This window comes from Ruegeria sp. CDSB013, from assembly GCF_059611165.1.
In genome coordinates, this window is sequence record NZ_JBXWPA010000001.1 from 648,859 (window position 1) to 665,773 (window position 16,915).

General features: G+C 56.2%; 18 protein-coding genes. 10 read left to right on the top strand and 8 right to left on the bottom strand.

Features of this window, described 5'->3' with window-relative positions; all coding sequences use genetic code 11:
- Positions 1–25: 25 nt before the first annotated feature.
- The 5 genes from AC2FJF_RS03270 to AC2FJF_RS03290 form a co-directional block, all read right to left on the bottom strand.
- Positions 26–1,066 carry a substrate-binding domain-containing protein gene (locus tag AC2FJF_RS03270; protein ID WP_496722892.1) on the bottom strand — a complete coding sequence of 347 codons (1,041 nt, stop codon included), beginning with the start codon at positions 1,064–1,066 and terminating at the stop codon, positions 26–28.
- A gap of 192 nt (positions 1,067–1,258) precedes the next feature.
- Positions 1,259–2,305 carry an ATP-binding protein gene (locus tag AC2FJF_RS03275; RefSeq protein ID WP_496722894.1) on the bottom strand — a complete coding sequence of 349 codons (1,047 nt, stop codon included), beginning with the start codon at positions 2,303–2,305 and terminating at the stop codon, positions 1,259–1,261.
- A 31-nt stretch (positions 2,306–2,336) separates the two neighbouring features.
- Complete coding sequence (locus AC2FJF_RS03280) at positions 2,337–2,861, bottom strand: gamma carbonic anhydrase family protein (RefSeq protein ID WP_496722896.1); 525 nt, start codon at positions 2,859–2,861, stop codon at positions 2,337–2,339.
- On the bottom strand, positions 2,858–3,499 hold the full coding sequence (gmk, locus tag AC2FJF_RS03285; RefSeq protein WP_058271617.1) for a guanylate kinase: 642 nt from the start codon (positions 3,497–3,499) through the stop codon (positions 2,858–2,860). The genes AC2FJF_RS03280 and gmk overlap by 4 nt, the downstream gene beginning before the upstream one ends.
- A gap of 16 nt (positions 3,500–3,515) precedes the next feature.
- Entirely contained in the window at positions 3,516–4,406 is an 891-nt protein-coding gene (locus tag AC2FJF_RS03290) for a YicC/YloC family endoribonuclease (RefSeq protein ID WP_496722899.1), read from the bottom strand.
- A gap of 299 nt (positions 4,407–4,705) precedes the next feature.
- Between AC2FJF_RS03290 and AC2FJF_RS03295 the strand changes: the two genes are divergently transcribed.
- A complete protein-coding gene (locus AC2FJF_RS03295) occupies positions 4,706–5,323 on the top strand; it encodes a PAS domain-containing protein (RefSeq protein WP_496722901.1) in 618 nt (205 codons plus the stop codon).
- 58 nt (positions 5,324–5,381) lie between these two features.
- Here AC2FJF_RS03295 and AC2FJF_RS03300 read toward each other — a convergent pair whose 3' ends face one another.
- A complete protein-coding gene (locus tag AC2FJF_RS03300; RefSeq protein WP_496722903.1) occupies positions 5,382–6,752 on the bottom strand; it encodes a class II 3-deoxy-7-phosphoheptulonate synthase in 1,371 nt (456 codons plus the stop codon).
- A 169-nt stretch (positions 6,753–6,921) separates the two neighbouring features.
- On the opposite strand from AC2FJF_RS03300, the gene AC2FJF_RS03305 reads away from it, so the two are divergent.
- Entirely contained in the window at positions 6,922–7,926 is a 1,005-nt protein-coding gene (locus tag AC2FJF_RS03305; protein ID WP_496722905.1) for a GlxA family transcriptional regulator, read from the top strand.
- A gap of 7 nt (positions 7,927–7,933) precedes the next feature.
- On the opposite strand, the gene AC2FJF_RS03310 is transcribed toward AC2FJF_RS03305, so the two are convergent.
- Positions 7,934–9,028, bottom strand: coding sequence for a PQQ-dependent sugar dehydrogenase (locus AC2FJF_RS03310; RefSeq protein WP_496722907.1), 1,095 nt, complete (start codon positions 9,026–9,028; stop codon positions 7,934–7,936).
- Positions 9,029–9,181: 153 nt separating this feature from the next.
- On the opposite strand from AC2FJF_RS03310, the gene AC2FJF_RS03315 reads away from it, so the two are divergent.
- The 4 genes from AC2FJF_RS03315 to AC2FJF_RS03330 all read left to right on the top strand — a co-directional run bounded on the left by AC2FJF_RS03315 (position 9,182) and on the right by AC2FJF_RS03330 (position 12,532).
- Positions 9,182–10,363 carry an ABC transporter substrate-binding protein gene (locus AC2FJF_RS03315; protein ID WP_108858629.1) on the top strand — a complete coding sequence of 394 codons (1,182 nt, stop codon included), beginning with the start codon at positions 9,182–9,184 and terminating at the stop codon, positions 10,361–10,363.
- A gap of 130 nt (positions 10,364–10,493) precedes the next feature.
- Positions 10,494–11,282: an ABC transporter ATP-binding protein gene (locus tag AC2FJF_RS03320; RefSeq protein ID WP_496722910.1), complete on the top strand. Its 789-nt coding sequence runs from the start codon at positions 10,494–10,496 to the stop codon at positions 11,280–11,282.
- Positions 11,283–11,381: 99 nt separating this feature from the next.
- A complete protein-coding gene (locus AC2FJF_RS03325; protein WP_496722912.1) occupies positions 11,382–12,095 on the top strand; it encodes an ABC transporter ATP-binding protein in 714 nt (237 codons plus the stop codon).
- A 2-nt stretch (positions 12,096–12,097) separates the two neighbouring features.
- Positions 12,098–12,532, top strand: a complete 435-nt coding sequence (locus AC2FJF_RS03330; RefSeq protein WP_496722914.1) for a hypothetical protein — start codon at positions 12,098–12,100, stop codon at positions 12,530–12,532.
- A gap of 94 nt (positions 12,533–12,626) precedes the next feature.
- On the opposite strand, the gene AC2FJF_RS03335 is transcribed toward AC2FJF_RS03330, so the two are convergent.
- Positions 12,627–13,019, bottom strand: coding sequence for a hypothetical protein (locus tag AC2FJF_RS03335; protein ID WP_496722916.1), 393 nt, complete (start codon positions 13,017–13,019; stop codon positions 12,627–12,629).
- 496 nt (positions 13,020–13,515) lie between these two features.
- On the opposite strand from AC2FJF_RS03335, the gene AC2FJF_RS03340 reads away from it, so the two are divergent.
- From AC2FJF_RS03340 to AC2FJF_RS03355, 4 genes are all read left to right on the top strand, one after another.
- A complete protein-coding gene (locus tag AC2FJF_RS03340) occupies positions 13,516–13,887 on the top strand; it encodes a hypothetical protein (protein ID WP_496722918.1) in 372 nt (123 codons plus the stop codon).
- Between the two features lie 236 nt (positions 13,888–14,123).
- Positions 14,124–15,134: a branched-chain amino acid ABC transporter permease gene (locus AC2FJF_RS03345; RefSeq protein ID WP_496722920.1), complete on the top strand. Its 1,011-nt coding sequence runs from the start codon at positions 14,124–14,126 to the stop codon at positions 15,132–15,134.
- On the top strand, positions 15,131–16,444 hold the full coding sequence (locus AC2FJF_RS03350) for a branched-chain amino acid ABC transporter permease (protein WP_496722922.1): 1,314 nt from the start codon (positions 15,131–15,133) through the stop codon (positions 16,442–16,444). Before AC2FJF_RS03345 ends, AC2FJF_RS03350 begins: the two co-directional genes overlap by 4 nt.
- A gap of 187 nt (positions 16,445–16,631) precedes the next feature.
- Entirely contained in the window at positions 16,632–16,883 is a 252-nt protein-coding gene (locus AC2FJF_RS03355; protein WP_496722924.1) for a hypothetical protein, read from the top strand.
- The last annotated feature ends 32 nt before the right edge of the window (positions 16,884–16,915 follow it).

Genomic DNA, 16,915 nt, shown 5'->3' on the forward strand with positions numbered 1-16,915 from the left:
GCCCCGGTTCCGTTCGTAAGAGTGATTAGGAACCGCCGCCCAGGACGGTTTCGTTGGCAACAGCTTCCTGTACCTTGACCAGCTCAGGGTCGGATACCAGGCCGTATTCTGCCAGCGGACCGTCGGGACCTGCGATCTCGTCAGCGACAAAGAACTCAGCATATTCTTTCAGGCCGGGGATCACGCCGATATGCGCTTTCTTCACGTAGAAGAACAGCGGGCGCGAAACCGGGTATTCGCCGGTTGCGATCGACTCGGTCGAAGGAACAACGTCAGACATGGTTGCGACTTGCAGCTTGTCGGTGTTGTTCTCGTAGAACGCCAGACCAAAGACGCCGATGCCGTCTTTGTTGCTGTCGATACGGGCCAGAGTTTCGGTGTAGTCACCGTCGATGTCGACCGAAACGCCATCGGTACGCAGAGCGATACAGGCTTTCTCGGCGGCTTTCTTGTCGTCGCCATTGGCCGCTTTGTAGACGTCGAAGTCACCCAGGTGCTCACAACCAGCCAGGATCACTTTGTCTTCGAACACTTCACGAGTGCCGTGCTTGGTGCCCGGGATGAAGGCTGCGATCGGCTGTGCCGGGAATGCAGGGTTTACGTCGGCCCAGGTTTTGTTGGGGTTGTCGACCAGTTCACCGTCAACGACGATCTGAGCGGACAAAGCTTTGTACCAGTCTTCCGGCGTGAACTCGAAAGAGTTGCCGTTGATGTCGGATGCGAAAACGATGCCGTCATAACCGATCTGAACTTCGATGATGTCAGTAACGCCGTTTTCAGCACAGGCTTTGATTTCTTTTTCACGGATCTGGCGCGATGCGTTCGCAACGTCGATGGTGTTTTCGCCAACACCTTCACAGAAACGCTTCAGACCTGCCGAGGAACCACCCGATTCAACAACCGGTGTCGGGAAGTCAAAATTCTCACCGAAGGCTTCTGCTACGATCGAGGCGTATGGCAGCACGGTTGAAGAACCCGCAACCTGAACCTGATCACGAGCGGCGGCCGCGGTGGCCGATACAGCAGCAATGGTAAGCGCCGAAGCCGACAGTTTTACAAAGGACATTTCAGTCTCCCTGAAAAGATAAATTGTGATCACCCCATGATGATCTGCGCGAACTCCTAAAAGCCGTGCGTAAGCCTTTTGTGACAAGTACGTAACGGTTTTATGACACGTAACGATTTTCTTAAGTTTTCTTAACAGGACAGTGCGGAACACCGCGCGCGTCTGAAATGAACCTGCGTCATTGGCCGAAAATCAGCGCGGCAAAATCACTGTAAATACAGAGCCTTTGCCCAGATCGCTTTCGACCCGCAGCCGCCCCCTGTGGCGGTTTACAATATGTTTTACAATCGCAAGGCCCAGCCCCGTACCGCCCAACTCGCGGGATCTGTGACTGTCGGCGCGATAGAATCGCTCGGTCAGGCGCGGCAGATGAACGGCATCAATACCCGGGCCTTTGTCTGCGATCTGTACCCGAACCGCAGGGCCGCGCATGGCGGTGTCGCGCTCAGATGACTGAATGCGCACATCAACACTACCGCCGCTACCGCCATATTTGATGGCATTCTCGATCAGGTTCGTGAACACTTGGCGCAATTGGTCGCTGTCTCCGGTCACCGAGATTGGCCCTGATGACGCATCCAGTGTCAGGTCCACTTTTGCGGCCTCAGCAAGGGGACGCAGCGTTGTAAGCGTTGATTGCAACAGACCTGTCAGATCAAGCTGCTCCCTGGGGCGAACCCGCTCTTCGCTCTCGACCCGGTTCAGGGATAGCAGATCGCCGACCAGCCGGTTCATCCGGTTGGCTTCGTCGGTCATGATCTGCAGAAACCGCTCACGGGCGGCTGCATCGTCTCGCGCCGGACCACGCAATGTTTCTATGAAGCCCATCAGAGCGGTCAGAGGTGTGCGCAGTTCGTGGCTGACATTCGCCACGAAGTCGCGTCTCATTTGTCCGGCCTGTTCCAGATACGTGACATCCTGGAAAACGACCATCACGGCACCGCCCTCCACCGCGCCCACGCCGTTCATGTAACGGCATTGCACTTCGAAAGTGGTGTCTTGGGCGCCATCATTGGACAAATGGCGCGTTTTGGACGGGCCCTTGCTGCGCAGGCTCTGCTCCATCGCGTCGATGACTTGTGGTTGTCGAAGGATCGTCGCGAAATGGCGGCCTTCGATGTTCTGACCCAGCATAGTTCTGGCTTCGGTGTTTGCCGCTATGATGCGCTCGGTCTGATCAACCATAAGCGTGGGCATCGGAATGGCCGACACAATTTCAGCAAGCAGGTCGTTTGGCATTTCCGTCACTCTTGATGCGTTTGGAATCAACCTAAGACACAGGTTTCAAAGTTTTGCGAAACGCGCGCATATTCTGCTGATAGTGAAGCGCGCTGAAGGTGATTTTTTGCGCTGCCGCCGCATCCAGTTCCCGCACAACTTTGCCCGGTGACCCCATAACCAGAGAGTTATCGGGTATTTCCTTGCCTTCGGTAATCAGTGCGCCGGCACCGATAAGACAGTTTTTCCCGATCTTTGCGCCGTTCAAGACAATCGCGCCCATTCCGATCAGTGTGTTTTCCCCGATCGTGCAGCCATGCAGCATGACCTTGTGTCCGATGGTGCAGTTCTTACCAATGGTCAGCGGATACCCGGCGTCGATATGCATGACGCAGTTTTCCTGGACGTTGCTGCCCTCGCCCACGCGGATCTCTTCGTGGTCGGCGCGGATGGTGCAGCCGAACCAGACCGAGGCACCCTGCTCCAGAACGACTTTCCCAATCAGGTTGGCGTCCGGCGCAACCCAGGTGTCTTCGTGGATTTGCGGCGCGTGGTCACCCAAAGCGTAAATGGTCATGCCAAGCCCTCAAATTCGTTTTGCAACGTGCGGACATGGTTCTGCAGGCTGGGCTGCTGGATGCGGCGCATGCGTTCGGCGCTGACGATGGTTTTCAGCTTCTCTTCGGTGGCATCCAGATCGTCATTGATCAGAACATAGTCATAATAGCCCCAGTGGCTAATCTCATCCCAGCTTTTCAACATCCGCTTGGCGATCACGTCTTCACTGTCCTGACCGCGGCTTTCCAGCCTGCGGCGCAGCTCGGGGATAGACGGCGGCAGGATAAAGATCGACAAAGCGTGCTTGCCCAGATCCGAATTGCGGATTTGCACCTCGCCTTGCCAGTCCACGTCAAACAGAACGTCTTTGCCGCTGTTAATGGACTCGCGTACCGGACCCGCCGGTGAGCCGTAGAAATTACCGAACACGTGCGCGTGTTCCAGCATTTGTCCCTCGGACACCTGCTGCCGGAACGCATCTTCACTCAGGAAGTAATACTCGCGCCCGTCTTCCTCACCCGGGCGTGGTGCGCGGGTGGTGGCCGAGACCGAGAACTCAAGCTCGGAATCCCACTGCATCAGCCGTTTCGCCAGGGTCGATTTACCGGCCCCCGAAGGCGAGGACAGAATGATTAATAGGCCGCGTCGATCCGCCATTTGGGCGCTCCTGTGGTTATTCTACGTTCTGCACTTGCTCACGCATCTGATCTATTACGGCCTTCAACTCAAGGCCGACCGCTGTCAATTCCGCGCTTTGCGCCTTTGAGCACAGAGTATTTGCCTCACGGTTGAATTCCTGCATTAGGAAATCCAGCTTGCGCCCGACCGCCGCGTCCTGCGCCAGCAGATCCCGCGCCGCCACGACATGCGCCTTCAGGCGATCAATCTCTTCGGTGATGTCCGCCTTGACGGCGATCAACGCCAATTCCTGAGCGACGCGGTCCGGATCAGCCCCCTGCGCGTTGTCCATTACCCGCGCCAGATTATCCCGCAGCGCCTCGGTCATCTTGTCCTTGCGTTGCTCTGCCAGCTCTGCCGCTTGGGCCGTCAATGAAGCCACCTGCCCTAGTTGATCTTCCAGAACAGTTGCCAGCGCCCGACCCTCGGACTGGCGCATTTCTATGAATTCGCCCAATAGGCCACTGAATTCTGCCGTCAGTTGGCCAACCAATGGGCCCGGGTCATCCCCATCACTGCCCGCATCCAACATACCCTTGAGCGAGATCAGATCAGCGGCCGTCGAGGGCCTAAGGGTCACGTCCCGCGCAATGGCCATTTCCTGCGTTCGCGCCACAGCCTCAAGAACGGCACCCATGGCAGTCTCGTTCAGGACCAGGTCCGCCTGCGTCTCATCTCGGCTGAGGCGCAAAGACAATGTCACATTGCCCCGGCTGAGTTTTTTCGACATCGCGGCGCGCAACGCAGCCTCAAGCCCGGTCAACCAGTCCGGCACGCGCAGACGCATGTCCAGCCCCTTGCCGTTCACGCTGCGCAACTCCCACGTCCAGCTATGCGGGCCAAACGCCCCTTTGCCCGAGGCGAAACCCGTCATGGATTTAATCATGCCTGCCCTTTCCATAGCTGCCCGTTTTCAGTTTGCTGGGCGCACCTAATGCGAACTGCGCGCACAGGGCAAGAGTTTGCTGACTCTGCCTTTGTCTGCCAGTCGTTAACCATTCGTTAAAGATTTACTCCAAAATTGAATCAACCTGCGTCAGTCTTACAGCTGCGAACACCGGTCTCGGATAGAGGTCCCCAGTACTTCGCATTTTAGGAAAATGACGGTCGATAGGCGCCAGGGTGATAATGATGAAAACCTTTTTCGGGAACGGTTTCGGGTCAAGTTTTGGAAAGATCGTCTCTATGGATCGTTTTGACAGCGGGCGCAGCCTTTCGCCCATCCGGCAGGCCGAGGCGTATTGGAAGGCACTTTTGACAGGTGACGGGGTTCCCATGCGGTCGCAAATCGACCCGCGCGGGCTTGAAAACATTTTGGAATACACTTTCGTTCTGGAACGCATCGCCCCTGGACTTACCCGGTTCCGTCTGGCCGGGAGGCATTTGAACCAGTTGGCCGGGATGGAAGTGCGCGGTATGCCGCTGACCTCTTTCTTTGAACCCGGCGCGCGGGACAAGATCAAGACCGTGTCGGAACAGGTATTCGCACAACCAGCTATCGCCAATCTGACCCTGGAATCATCAGGTCGGTTGGGGCGTGTGCAATTACAAGCCCGCATGCTTCTGTTACCCCTGAAAAGTGATCTGGGTGATGTCAGCCGCATTCTGGGTGTAATGGTCAGCGACGGCGCTATCGGCGCAACACCCCGACGGTTCACAATCTCAGAAACCAACTTGCGCCCGGTGTCGCATGTGCAGGTTCCCAAACCGTCGCAAACGGTCGAGACTGGCTTCGCCGAAGATCAGCAAAAATTTGACCGCCCCGGTTCACATTTGAGGCTGGTTGTGTCGCGCGACGACTAATCTCAAACAAAAAAGGCGGGCCTGTGCAGCCCGCCTTTTCCGATTTTTGTTTATAACCTTAACCTGCTGCGCGCTTTTTGCGGTCGCGGCGCAAGTTGGTCAGTTCTTCTGCGACCAAGAATGCCAGTTCCAAGGACTGCGACGCGTTCAAGCGTGGGTCGCACGCTGTGTGGTAGCGGTCCGACAGGTCCTCTTCGGTCACCGCGCGCACACCCCCGGTGCATTCGGTGACGTCTAAACCGGTCATCTCGAAATGCACACCGCCGGGAACCGTACCCTCGGCCTGATGAACGCTAAAGAAGTCGCGTACCTCACGCAGGACCGAGTCGAACGGACGGGTTTTGTACCCGGTTGCCGACTTGATCGTGTTGCCATGCATCGGGTCGCAAACCCAGGTGACCTTGGCGCCCTCTTCCTTAACCGCCTTGACCAGGCGCGGCAGGTGCTCGCCTGCCTTGCCTGCGCCAAACCGTGCGATCAGGGTCAGGCGACCCTCTTCGTTTTCCGGGTTCAGCTTGGCCATAAGAACCTTGAGGTCCTCGGCTGTCGTGGTCGGGCCGCATTTTAGACCAATCGGGTTCAGTACACCGCTGCAGAATTCCACATGCGCACCGTCTGGCTGACGCGTACGGTCGCCGATCCAGATCATATGACCGGACCCTGCCAACCAGTTGCCAGAAGTCGAATCGAGACGGGTCAGAGCCTCTTCGTATTCCAGCAGCAAGCTTTCGTGGCTGGTGTAAAACTCCACGGTTGAGAACTCATGCGTAGTGTCCGCTGTGATTCCGGCGGCATCCATGAAGTCGATCGTGTCTTGAATACGGTCAGCAATTTCCGAGTATTTCTGAACATCCTGTTCATCCGTGAAGCCCAATGTCCACGAATGCACCATGCTCATATCGGCGAATCCGCCGGTCGAGAATGCACGCAACAGGTTCAAGGTTGCGGCAGCCTGCGTGTAGGCCTGCAGCATCTTGCTGGGATTCGGGATGCGGGCTTCGGGTGTGAAGGCCAGCTCGTTGATGATGTCACCACGGTAGCTGGGCAGCTCAACACCGTCCAAAATCTCGGTCGGCGCACTGCGCGGCTTGGCAAACTGGCCAGCCATGCGGCCCACTTTGACCACGGGCACCTTGGCTCCATAGGTCAGTACCATCGCCATCTGCAGCATCACCTTAAAGGTGTCACGAATTGCATCCGCGCTGAATTGTTCAAAGCTTTCAGCACAGTCCCCGCCCTGCAACAGGAAAGCCTCGCCGCGACCGGCCGCACCCAGATGTTGCTTGAGACGCCGTGCTTCGCCAGCAAAGACCAGCGGGGGATACTGAGAAAGCTGAGCCTCGACTTTGGCCAACGCGGCCGCATCGATATAGTCTGGCATCTGAACCCGGGGCTTGTTGCGCCAGTTCGTTTTTTGCCATTCGGTCATAGCTTTGATCTCCGCTGAAGTAGTCAGGTCGTCTCTATACAAAATGCATTGAAGACTGACCATATCCCTTTTGCGCCTCTTGACGTCGGAAACAAGCTTTGATCATGGTGGCTGGCAACAACGACGCCGGACGCGACGTAACAACGCGCCGAATCAAGGACACCAAGCCATGCAAGAGCAACGCCAAGTTGTCACAGTGGAAGGCGCTGAGGCCAATCCTCGGCATTTCGTGTTTGTCCTTTTGGACAAGTTTTCCCTGCTGTCTTTTGCCTCGGCGTTGGACAGCCTGCGGATTGCCAACCGTATGGCAGACAAAGAACTCTACACGTGGGCCCTGGCCGGTGAAGGTGGTGATACGGTCAGCTGTTCTGCCGGGACTACCTTTAATGTTGAAACCGACTTGGTCGAACTGCAACGCGACGACGTGATTCTGATCTGCGGTGGCGTAGACGTTCAATTGGCGACAACAAAGAAAGTGCTGAATTGGGTCCGGCGCGAGGCCCGGCGCGGTTTGCGCATCGGCGGATTGTGTACGGCAGCTTATACGTTGGCCAAAGCCGGGTTGCTGGACGGCAAACGCGCCACGATCCACTGGGAGAATTCTGACAGCTTTATCGAAGAATTCGACGAGGTTGAGCTTACCAAATCGGTTTTTCAGATCGACGGTAACCGGATGACGACCGCGGGCGGCACATCCTCAATCGACCTGATGCTCAAGATCATTGCCGATGATTATGGTGAGGATCTGGCGAATGCCGTAGCGGATCAGATGATCTATTCCTCGATCCGTACCGATCAGGACACACAGCGCCTGTCGACCCCGACCCGGATTGGTGTACGCCACCCCAAGCTAAGCCAGGTCATCCTGATGATGGAAAAGAACATCGAAGAGCCGATCTCACCCTCGATACTGGCCAAGGATGTCGGCATGTCCACGCGCCAGCTGGAACGCCTGTTCCGGCGCTACCTCAGCCGCTCGCCCAAGCGATACTATATGGAACTGCGCCTGCACAAAGCGCGCAACCTGCTGATGCAGACAGATATGAGCGTGATCAATGTGGCTCTTGCTTGCGGCTTTGCCTCGCCCAGCCATTTCTCAAAATGCTATCGGGCGCATTATAACACCACGCCTTATCGTGAACGTGGTGCGCAAAGCGGGCGGCTGTCCGTCTGATCCGCGCCTATTTGGGGGTCATGCGATAGATGGCTCCCTGTCCCACCGAAATAAACCAGATTGCCCCATCCGGGGCTTCGACAATGTCGCGAACGCGCTCGGTTTCCGGCCCTTTGATCTGTTCGACCTCGCGCAGCGGTGATCCTTCAAGGCGCGAGATGTAGTCAAACTTGAGCGACCCGACAAAGATATCGCCCCGCCACTCTGGCCAAAGCTTGCCGGAATAGACCAGCAAACCGGACGGTGCGATGGACGGATCCCAATAGTGTTCCGGCTGTTCCATACCGGGTTTCGAGGTCCCCTCTCCGATTTTTTGGCCCGAATAGTGAACGCCGTAGGAAATCACCGGCCAGCCGAAATTCCGCCCCGGTTGGATCAGGTTCACCTCATCCCCGCCCTGCGCACCATGCTCTGAAATCCACAAGCGACCTTGCCTGTCCAACCCAGCGCCCTGCGGGTTGCGATGACCAAATGACCAGATCTCAGGGCGAATTTCAGCCTGTCCGACAAAAGGATTGTCGGCAGGTACCGTGCCATCGCGATTGATGCGAATAACGGTGCCCATGTGGTTTGACCTGTTCTGCGCTGACGGACGGTCGCCGCGATCCCCAATCGTTACAAACAGCGTTCCGTCCTGTGCCTCGACCACGCGCGAACCGAAATGTCGGCCAGTCGAACCGCCCGGAACTGCTTCGAAAATGATCCGCACGTTATTCAAGCGGCTCCCGTTTTCCGACAGGCGCGCCACGGCCACCGCTGTTCCCGCCCCGCCATTTTGGGGTTTGGAGAAGGTCAGAAATACTTCGCGGGTCTGCGGAAAATCCCGTGCCACGGTGATATCGAGCAGCCCGCCCTGCCCGTTCGCAGCCACCTTGGGCACCCCGGCAATGCGTTTGACCTTGCCTTGCGAGACAAACAAAAGATCGCCGTCCCGTTCGGTCACCAATGTTCCGCCTCCGGGCAATAAGCCGATCGCCCAAGGTGCATCCAGCCCGGTGACCATCGCCGTGACCTGAACCGTCCCGGCTGAGGTTTGAAGGGTATCGGCGCTGATGGGGCCGGCAAAAACCGACAGGACCAGAATCGCGGCAGCCCTAAGCATGAGAATCTCCAACTTTGGTAAAACGTGACAAACTCATCAAAACAAATAGGTTTATTCTTGGCAAAAACACATTTGCGTTAGGACTTTTCTTTTCCAGACAGCTTGCCTAGGGTCTTGCCCAGAACGAATACGTTCCAATAAGGGAGTAACCATATGAAAAAGCTGCTTACTGCAACCGCAGCATCCGCTCTGCTGGCCGGTCCGGCCCTGGCCGAAGACGTCACTTTGGGCGTTCTGTTCGGCTTTACCGGTCCGATTGAATCGCTGGCACCGGCAATGGGTTCAGGCGCCGAAATGGCGATGGCCGAAGTCACCGAATCCGGCAAACTGTTGGACGGCTCAAAGGTCACCGCATCGCGCGCTGACACCGGCTGTATCGACAACGGTCTGGCGACATCGAACGGCGAACGCATGATTGCGGACGGCGTTGCGGGCATCGTCGGTGGCGACTGCTCGGGTGTGACCGGCGCGATCCTGCAAAACGTTGCGATCCCGAATGGCATGGTCATGATCTCGCCGTCGGCAACATCGCCGGGTCTGTCGACTATGGAAGACAATGGTCTGTTCTTCCGCACCGCACCGTCGGATGCGCGTGAAGGCGAAGTGATGGCTGACATCCTGAAGGATCGCGGCATCAACTCGATCGCCCTGACCTATACCAACAACGACTACGGCAAGGGTCTGGCAGACGCGATCCAATCCTCGTTCGAAGCAGCCGGCGGTGAAGTGACCATCGTTGCCGCGCACGAAGACGGCAAGGCTGACTACTCGGCTGAAGTTGGTGCGCTGGCATCGGCTGGTGGCGACATTCTGGTTGTCGCAGGCTATCTGGACCAGGGCGGTCTGGGCATCATCCAGTCCTCGTTGGACAGCGGTGCGTTTGACACATTCGGTCTGCCGGGCGGCATGATCGGTGACTCGCTGCCTTCCAACGTCGGTCCCGACCTGAACGGCTCGTTCGGTCAGATCGCCGGTTCGGGCGGTGAAGGTGCTGAAAAGTACTTTGCCATGGCCGAAGCCGCAGGCTTTGACGGTTCGTCGCCCTATTCGCCTGAATCCTATGACGCTGCCGCGCTGTTCATGCTGGCCATGCAGGCGGCAGGTTCCACTAACCCGGCTGAATACGGCGCCAAGATATTGGATGTCGCCAACGCCCCGGGTGAGAAGATCTATCCGGGTGAACTGGCCAAAGGTCTGGAGCTTCTCGCCGCTGGTCAGGACATCGACTATGTCGGCGCGTCGGGTGTTGAGCTGATCGGCCCCGGTGAAAGCGCGGGTTCTTATCGCGAGATCGAAGTGACCGACGGCGAAAACAAGACCGTCAACTTCCGTTGATCCGGTCTTAAACGTCATAAAATCAAGCAGCCCGGGCCTTGTGTCCGGGCTGTTTCAATGAAAAAAGGCCGCACCTCACCTTTTGGGGTCAAGGAAGCAGAAACACCGACAAGGGTGGCTAGGGGAATAGATGATCGTCGTCGAGGACGTGCACAAGCATTTCGGCGGGTTTCACGCGGTGGATGGGGCGTCGCTGGAAATCCAAAAAGGTTCGATCACAGGCCTGATCGGGCCAAACGGGGCGGGAAAGACCACCCTTTTCAACGTGATCGCGGGCGTTCTGCCTCCGACAAGCGGCAGAGTGTTCATGGACGGCGAAGAGATCACCGGCCTGCCTCCGCATGACTTGTTTCACAAGGGTCTGCTGCGCACCTTCCAGATCGCGCACGAATTCTCTTCGATGTCCTGCCGCGAGAATCTTATGATGGTGCCCGGCACGCAATCAGGTGAATCCCTGTGGAACACCTGGTTTGGTCGCAAGCGCATTGCCGACGAAGAACGAGCCCTGAAGGCTAAAGCGGATGAGGTTCTGGAGTTTCTGACCATTGAGCACCTGGCCGACCACAAGGCAGGTCAGGTCTCTGGCGGGCAAAAGAAGCTGCTGGAACTCGGCCGCACCATGATGGTCGACGCCAAGATCGTGTTTCTGGACGAGGTCGGCGCGGGCGTGAATCGCACCCTGCTGATGACCATCGCCGACACCATCCTGCGTTTGAACAAAGAACGCGGTTATACCTTTGTCGTTATCGAACACGACATGGATTTTATCGGCAAGATTTGCGACCCGGTCATCTGTATGGCCGAGGGGAAAGTCCTGGCCGAGGGTACACTGGACGAGATCAAGGCCAATGAGCACGTGATCGAAGCCTATCTGGGCACTGGCCTGAAGAACAAAGACAAACTAGAGGCCGGGGCATGAGCGATGTGATGAGAGTGAGTGCACACAGTTTGCGCGAATGGGGGCTCTGCCCCCAAACCCTCGGGATATTGGCAGGCCAGATGAAGAAGGATCCCGTGAATGTCTGAGCCGTTTCTGATCGGTGACACCATGACCGGTGGTTATGGCAAGGGGCCGGACATCTTGCATGAGTGCACCATCGCCGTGGACAAAGGTCAGATCGCGGTGATCGTTGGCCCCAATGGCGCAGGTAAGTCTACTGCGATGAAGGCCGTTTTCGGAATGCTGGATGTCCGGTCGGGATCTGTCCGGCTTGATGGCGAAGATATCACCAATCTCACCCCGCAGGACCGCGTTATCCGCGGGATGGGGTTTGTGCCGCAAACCTCAAACATCTTCACCTCGATGACGGTTGAAGAAAACCTTGAGATGGGCGCTTTCATCCGTCGCGACGACATCAGCCAAACCATGGAACAGGTCTACGACCTCTTCCCCATCCTGCGCGACAAGCGAAATCAAGCGGCCGGAGAGCTATCGGGCGGTCAACGTCAGCAGGTCGCTGTTGGTCGAGCGCTGATGACCCAGCCCAAAGTTCTGATGTTGGACGAGCCGACCGCTGGTGTTTCGCCGATCGTGATGGATGAACTGTTCGACCGGATCATAGAAGTTTCGCGGACCGGTCTGCCGATCCTGATGGTAGAGCAAAACGCCCGTCAGGCGCTGGAGATCGCGGACAAAGGATATGTGTTGGTACAGGGGCGGAATGCCTATACCGGAACGGGCAAAGAACTGTTGGCAGATCCGGAAGTTCGGAAGAGTTTCCTCGGGGGCTGAGAATGCGAACGCTGACAGCTATGGCTTTGATTTCCTTAAGCACAGCTGCCATCGCTGAAACTTGTCACCTGGAAAAAAACTGCCCGGAAAAAAGCGACTGCCAGCACTCAACTTTGGAAATTGAATTTGTTGGTAGTCCTCCCAACGATGTTAGGAGCGACTTTGGAACCTTCACCGTCACGTCCATCGCCAAGGCAGGAGAAACGACATCAAAGATTCAGATGGCCGACGGGAAGGAATACAAGGTTGTCACAACAAGCGATCTTCTAGTAGCGACCAACAGGACCGAAAATGGAACGGCCGTAATGTACATTGCAAAGCCCGCACCAAACGAACTGGTCGTTACTCTCGTTGAAGTTCCGATGCGCTATCAGGAGTATACGGACTTCCAGAATTCTCGCCTGGTATTCTCAGGAGAATGCAAAACAGCATTCTGATTAAATACCGGCCATGAATTTCAGGTCACTACAACTCCATCCCCAAAAAAAACAGGACTCCAAAAGCCCTGTTTTTGGCAGGAAGTTTAAAATCCTACCCTATCGGATCACCGCAAGACCCAAAGTCCTGCGCGGCATGCGGGCCCTTGATCGACATGTCGTAGTCAAGATTCTCGAAGTCGACGACAAAGGTAATCACATCTTTGTCCTTAATGTGCAAAAACGTCAGCGAGTTCAGCCCGCCTATGATTGTGGCCTCGCCCTTGATCTCGTCTGTCACAATGAACCCTTTGTCCGTGGCCCCTGACCGCGCCAGAGTCACCGCGTTGCCCGTGCTGTCCGAGACGCAGTTCACTACAAAATCCTCACCGTTCAGAGGATCGTTCTGAGCCGCCGCAACACCGGGCGCTACCAAACTTAAAACCAAAATCGCCGCGTGTTTCATGTCTTGCCTTTCTGTTCCCCGGAGCCGCTGGGTCTGCGCCATGACGTGATCCGTATTCCGTAAGTTGGGCTTCGCATTTCCCGGCGAGCCGTTCTGGAAAGCTAGGGATATCCCACCGAGATCAAAGCGTTGTCCCAAGCGGATCACTTCATCTTGAGGTTGCGTGATACTGTTCGTAACGTCGGACGCCATAATTTGCTGGTTACTGAGAGCATCCCCGAATCTGGTTGTTTCAATGTCGGTACGCAAGGATTTGCACAACGTTACAGCGACGGTCGGTAAATCTGTCCAAAATAAGGCGGATTTTACGCTGGAACGGTCAGGAAACCAATCTTCATCGAATTATATCCTGAGTTTTCAATGTATAATTTCTGTGGCCTCAGACTTCTGGAAATTTCAGCATTCAGAAATCTGTCCCCAGAAGGATTAATTCTCGCCATTTTTCCCACCTAGTGAGGCCCAGAAATCGCGCCCTTCGATGGCCGGTTTACCAACACATGGACCGATTTGTCGGCCAACACCTTTTAGGAGAGCTTATATGAAATATCTGGCCGCTCTTGCTGCCTTGTTGCTGCCCGCTGTCGCGCAGGCCACAACGCAGAATACACCGGGAGCTGAGTTTGTTTACGAGTGTCAGATTGAAGAGATTTGCAAGTCCGGCAAATGTTCCCCTGCCGCAGCGCCCAAGAAAATCATGCTGAAACGTGTTGAGGGCGCATCCAAAGGAACCCTGAGCGTCGATGGCGATATTGCCGAGCTGCATGTTTTCAAAGGGCTTGGTTCTTATGAATTTCTGCAAATCACCAATGGCGGCAGCGTCGGTTACACTATCGACGAAAGCGGTACGCTCGCGATCCGGGCAACGGGAGCCAACAGCCGAAACGAGCGTGGAACCTGCACGGTCAGCTGACGACACCAGGTCCAATACGCCCCGTTGGGGTCCCAAACCACAACCGTTCTGGCGGGTCAGCCCCGCCTGAACACGCACAAAGAGAACGCCGCTGTCATCAGCAATCGGAGCAATGCCGATTTTATCGCTTTCGGGTTGAAAATTTCCCAAATTAACGCCGGAAAAGACGCGGGGATGATTGTGCAAATGGCAAAACGCATGCCATAAAGCCGCACCCGAAAGAACGAGACGATCAAATGGACTTATTGAATGCGTTAGTCGCGCTGGCAAACTTTGTCATCGTGCCTGCGGTTGCTTACGGCAGCCAATTGGCGCTTGGCGCGCTAGGGGTCACGCTTATCTACGGCATCCTGCGGTTTTCGAATTTTGCCCATGGCGACACGATGGCCTTTGGTGCGATGATTGCCGTGCTGGTCACCTGGGGCCTGCAAGCCGCCGGCGTGAGTTTTGGCCCGCTACCCACCGCGCTGCTGGCCCTGCCCTTTGCGATCCTGGGCTGTATCGTACTTGTTCTGATAACCGATCGGTTGGTCTATCGGTTCTACCGGGAACAAAAGGCCAAGCCGGTGATCCTTGTGATCGTCTCGATGGGTGTCATGTTCATCATGAACGGGCTTGTTCGCTTTATCATCGGGCCGGATGACCAAAGGTTTTCGGACGGCGCGCGGTTCATCATATCCGCCCGTGATTTCAAGGCGATGACCGGACTGCGTGAGGGGCTTGCGATCAAGACCTCTCAGGGCATCACTCTGGTAGTTGCCGTTATCGCGGTGGCGCTGCTGTTCTGGTTCCTCAACAAGACCCGCACGGGAAAATCGATGCGGGCCTATTCCGATAACGAGGATCTGGCGCTGCTTTCAGGTATTAACCCCGAGCGTGTTGTGATGATCACCTGGATCATCGTGGCAGCATTGGCGACCACCGCTGGTGTTCTTTATGGTTTGGACAAGAGCTTTAAGCCTTTTGTCTATTTCCAACTTCTGCTTCCGATCTTCGCTTCGGCCATTGTCGGCGGCCTTGGCAACCCGCTGGGTGCCATCGCGGGCGGGTTCATTATCGCTTTCTCTGAAGTCACCGTTACTTATGCGTGGAAAAAGGTACTGACTTACGTAGCGCCAGAAAGTCTGGCGCCTTCGGGATTGGTGCAATTCCTGTCCACCGATTACAAATTCGCCGTCAGCTTTGCCATCCTGCTGATCGTGCTTCTGTTCAAGCCTACCGGCCTGTTTAAGGGAAAAGCGGTATGACCGAGTCCGTCAAAAACACGCTGCTTTTCATTGTCGTTGGCGGTCTGATCCTGCTGACCGGTTTCACACAAAGCTGGAACGCCGCGATCCTGATCCTGAACATGGGGTTGATCTCGGCCATCATGGCGATTGGGGTAAACCTGCAATGGGGGTTTGCCGGCCTCTTTAACGTCGGCGTCATGGGTTTTGTCGCACTGGGTGGACTGGCTGTTGTGTTGGTATCGACCCCGCCGACCCCAGGAGCATGGTCCTCGGGTGGTTATGGCATTCTTCTGGCGTTGCTTTTAGGCGCAGCAACCGTTGTGGCGGCTGTGCTGGTGGCGACCCGGATGCCAAAGGGGCGTGCCCAAACCTTGACGATTATTGCCGTTCTCCTTGTTGGGTTCTTTGTCTACCGCGCAATATTTGATCCAAGCGTTGCGGGGGTCGAGGCAATCGAACCCGCAGTTGCCGGAAATCTCGGCGGTTTGAACCTGCCGGTCCTTGTGGCCTGGCCTGCGGGCGGTTTGCTGGCCGCTGGTGCGGCGTGGCTGATCGGAAAGACGGCGCTGGGCCTTCGCTCTGACTATCTGGCGATCGCGACACTGGGCATTGCCGAGATCATCATTGCGATCATGAAGAACGAGGATTGGCTGGCCCGAGGTGTAAAGAACGTCTACGGCATCCCGCGCCCTGCCCCTGTGGTTGGTTACGAGGTCGAATTGCAGAACGATCCCAGCTTTGTCGCCCGCGCTGACTGGCTCGGGTTGGATCCGGTCATCGCGTCGACCCTGTCGGTCAAACTGGGCTATTCGCTGCTGTTCATGATCGTTCTGCTTGTCCTGCTGTGGATGGCGCAAATGGCGTTGAAAAGCCCGTGGGGCCGCATGATGCGCGCCATCCGCGACAATGAGGTCGCGGCAGAGGCAATGGGCAAGGATGTCACCCGCCGCCACCTACAGATCTTCGTGCTCGGCTCGGCCATCTGTGGCATCGCCGGTGCGATGATGACAACTCTGGACGGGCAACTTACGCCGGGCACATACAATCCGCTACGGTTTACGTTCCTTGTCTGGGTGATGGTCATTGTGGGCGGTTCGGGCAACAATTTCGGTGCTGTTTTAGGCGCATTCCTGATCTGGTTCCTATGGGTTCAGGTCGAGCCGATGGGATTGTGGTTCATGAACCTGATCACTTCGAGCATGCCGGATGGCAGCGCGCTTAAGTCTCATTTGATCGACAGTGCCGCGCATATGCGTCTGTTCACCATGGGCCTTATCCTGCTGATTGTTCTCAGGTTCAGTCCAAGGGGATTGATTCCGGAAAAGTAAGATCACATTCCATCAATTCTTGAGACCGCGCCAACTGACTGGTGCGGTTTCTTGATTTTATACGGTATACGGATTAGACGAATCCCAGTACCGCCTTGATCCAGCCCTCTTTTTGGCCAGTATTTACGCTAAATTGATGCTTGGCCCGCGATCATTCGGGAAACCTACGAGTTTAAAAAGAGTGCAAATGAATACTTCCTTCACTAAAATAGCCCTTACCGTCCCGCTGCTCGCCATGCTGGCTGGATGTATCCCGTCGCCGGAAGAGTTGGAAACGGCCCCGGTAAAAGTGCAGACGCCTAAGGGTGAAGTTACGTGCCAACTATATCGTCCAGACCGTGTGATCTGGGATCGAGCGACCAACTTCCCGGCCACCAAAATGTCGGTCTCCGAAGCGGACGCCTATTGCAAGCAAGAAGGCCAGCGCCGTCTGAAGTAAAATACGTGCGCCGGGCAGAAGGTTCCTGCCCG

Excerpts from the sequence above, each read along its gene's own strand:
- AC2FJF_RS03270 (WP_496722892.1), bottom strand. The coding sequence starts at position 1,066 with ATGTCCTTTGTAAAACTGTCGGCTTCGGCGCTTACCATTGCTGCTGTA.
- AC2FJF_RS03275 (WP_496722894.1), bottom strand. The coding sequence starts at position 2,305 with ATGCCAAACGACCTGCTTGCTGAAATTGTGTCGGCCATTCCGATGCCC.
- AC2FJF_RS03280 (WP_496722896.1), bottom strand. The coding sequence starts at position 2,861 with ATGACCATTTACGCTTTGGGTGACCACGCGCCGCAAATCCACGAAGAC.
- gmk (WP_058271617.1), bottom strand. The coding sequence starts at position 3,499 with ATGGCGGATCGACGCGGCCTATTAATCATTCTGTCCTCGCCTTCGGGG.
- AC2FJF_RS03290 (WP_496722899.1), bottom strand. The coding sequence starts at position 4,406 with ATGATTAAATCCATGACGGGTTTCGCCTCGGGCAAAGGGGCGTTTGGC.
- AC2FJF_RS03295 (WP_496722901.1), top strand. The coding sequence starts at position 4,706 with ATGGATCGTTTTGACAGCGGGCGCAGCCTTTCGCCCATCCGGCAGGCC.
- AC2FJF_RS03300 (WP_496722903.1), bottom strand. The coding sequence starts at position 6,752 with ATGACCGAATGGCAAAAAACGAACTGGCGCAACAAGCCCCGGGTTCAG.
- AC2FJF_RS03305 (WP_496722905.1), top strand. The coding sequence starts at position 6,922 with ATGCAAGAGCAACGCCAAGTTGTCACAGTGGAAGGCGCTGAGGCCAAT.
- AC2FJF_RS03310 (WP_496722907.1), bottom strand. The coding sequence starts at position 9,028 with ATGCTTAGGGCTGCCGCGATTCTGGTCCTGTCGGTTTTTGCCGGCCCC.
- AC2FJF_RS03315 (WP_108858629.1), top strand. The coding sequence starts at position 9,182 with ATGAAAAAGCTGCTTACTGCAACCGCAGCATCCGCTCTGCTGGCCGGT.
- AC2FJF_RS03320 (WP_496722910.1), top strand. The coding sequence starts at position 10,494 with ATGATCGTCGTCGAGGACGTGCACAAGCATTTCGGCGGGTTTCACGCG.
- AC2FJF_RS03325 (WP_496722912.1), top strand. The coding sequence starts at position 11,382 with ATGTCTGAGCCGTTTCTGATCGGTGACACCATGACCGGTGGTTATGGC.
- AC2FJF_RS03330 (WP_496722914.1), top strand. The coding sequence starts at position 12,098 with ATGCGAACGCTGACAGCTATGGCTTTGATTTCCTTAAGCACAGCTGCC.
- AC2FJF_RS03335 (WP_496722916.1), bottom strand. The coding sequence starts at position 13,019 with ATGGCGCAGACCCAGCGGCTCCGGGGAACAGAAAGGCAAGACATGAAA.
- AC2FJF_RS03340 (WP_496722918.1), top strand. The coding sequence starts at position 13,516 with ATGAAATATCTGGCCGCTCTTGCTGCCTTGTTGCTGCCCGCTGTCGCG.
- AC2FJF_RS03345 (WP_496722920.1), top strand. The coding sequence starts at position 14,124 with ATGGACTTATTGAATGCGTTAGTCGCGCTGGCAAACTTTGTCATCGTG.
- AC2FJF_RS03350 (WP_496722922.1), top strand. The coding sequence starts at position 15,131 with ATGACCGAGTCCGTCAAAAACACGCTGCTTTTCATTGTCGTTGGCGGT.
- AC2FJF_RS03355 (WP_496722924.1), top strand. The coding sequence starts at position 16,632 with ATGAATACTTCCTTCACTAAAATAGCCCTTACCGTCCCGCTGCTCGCC.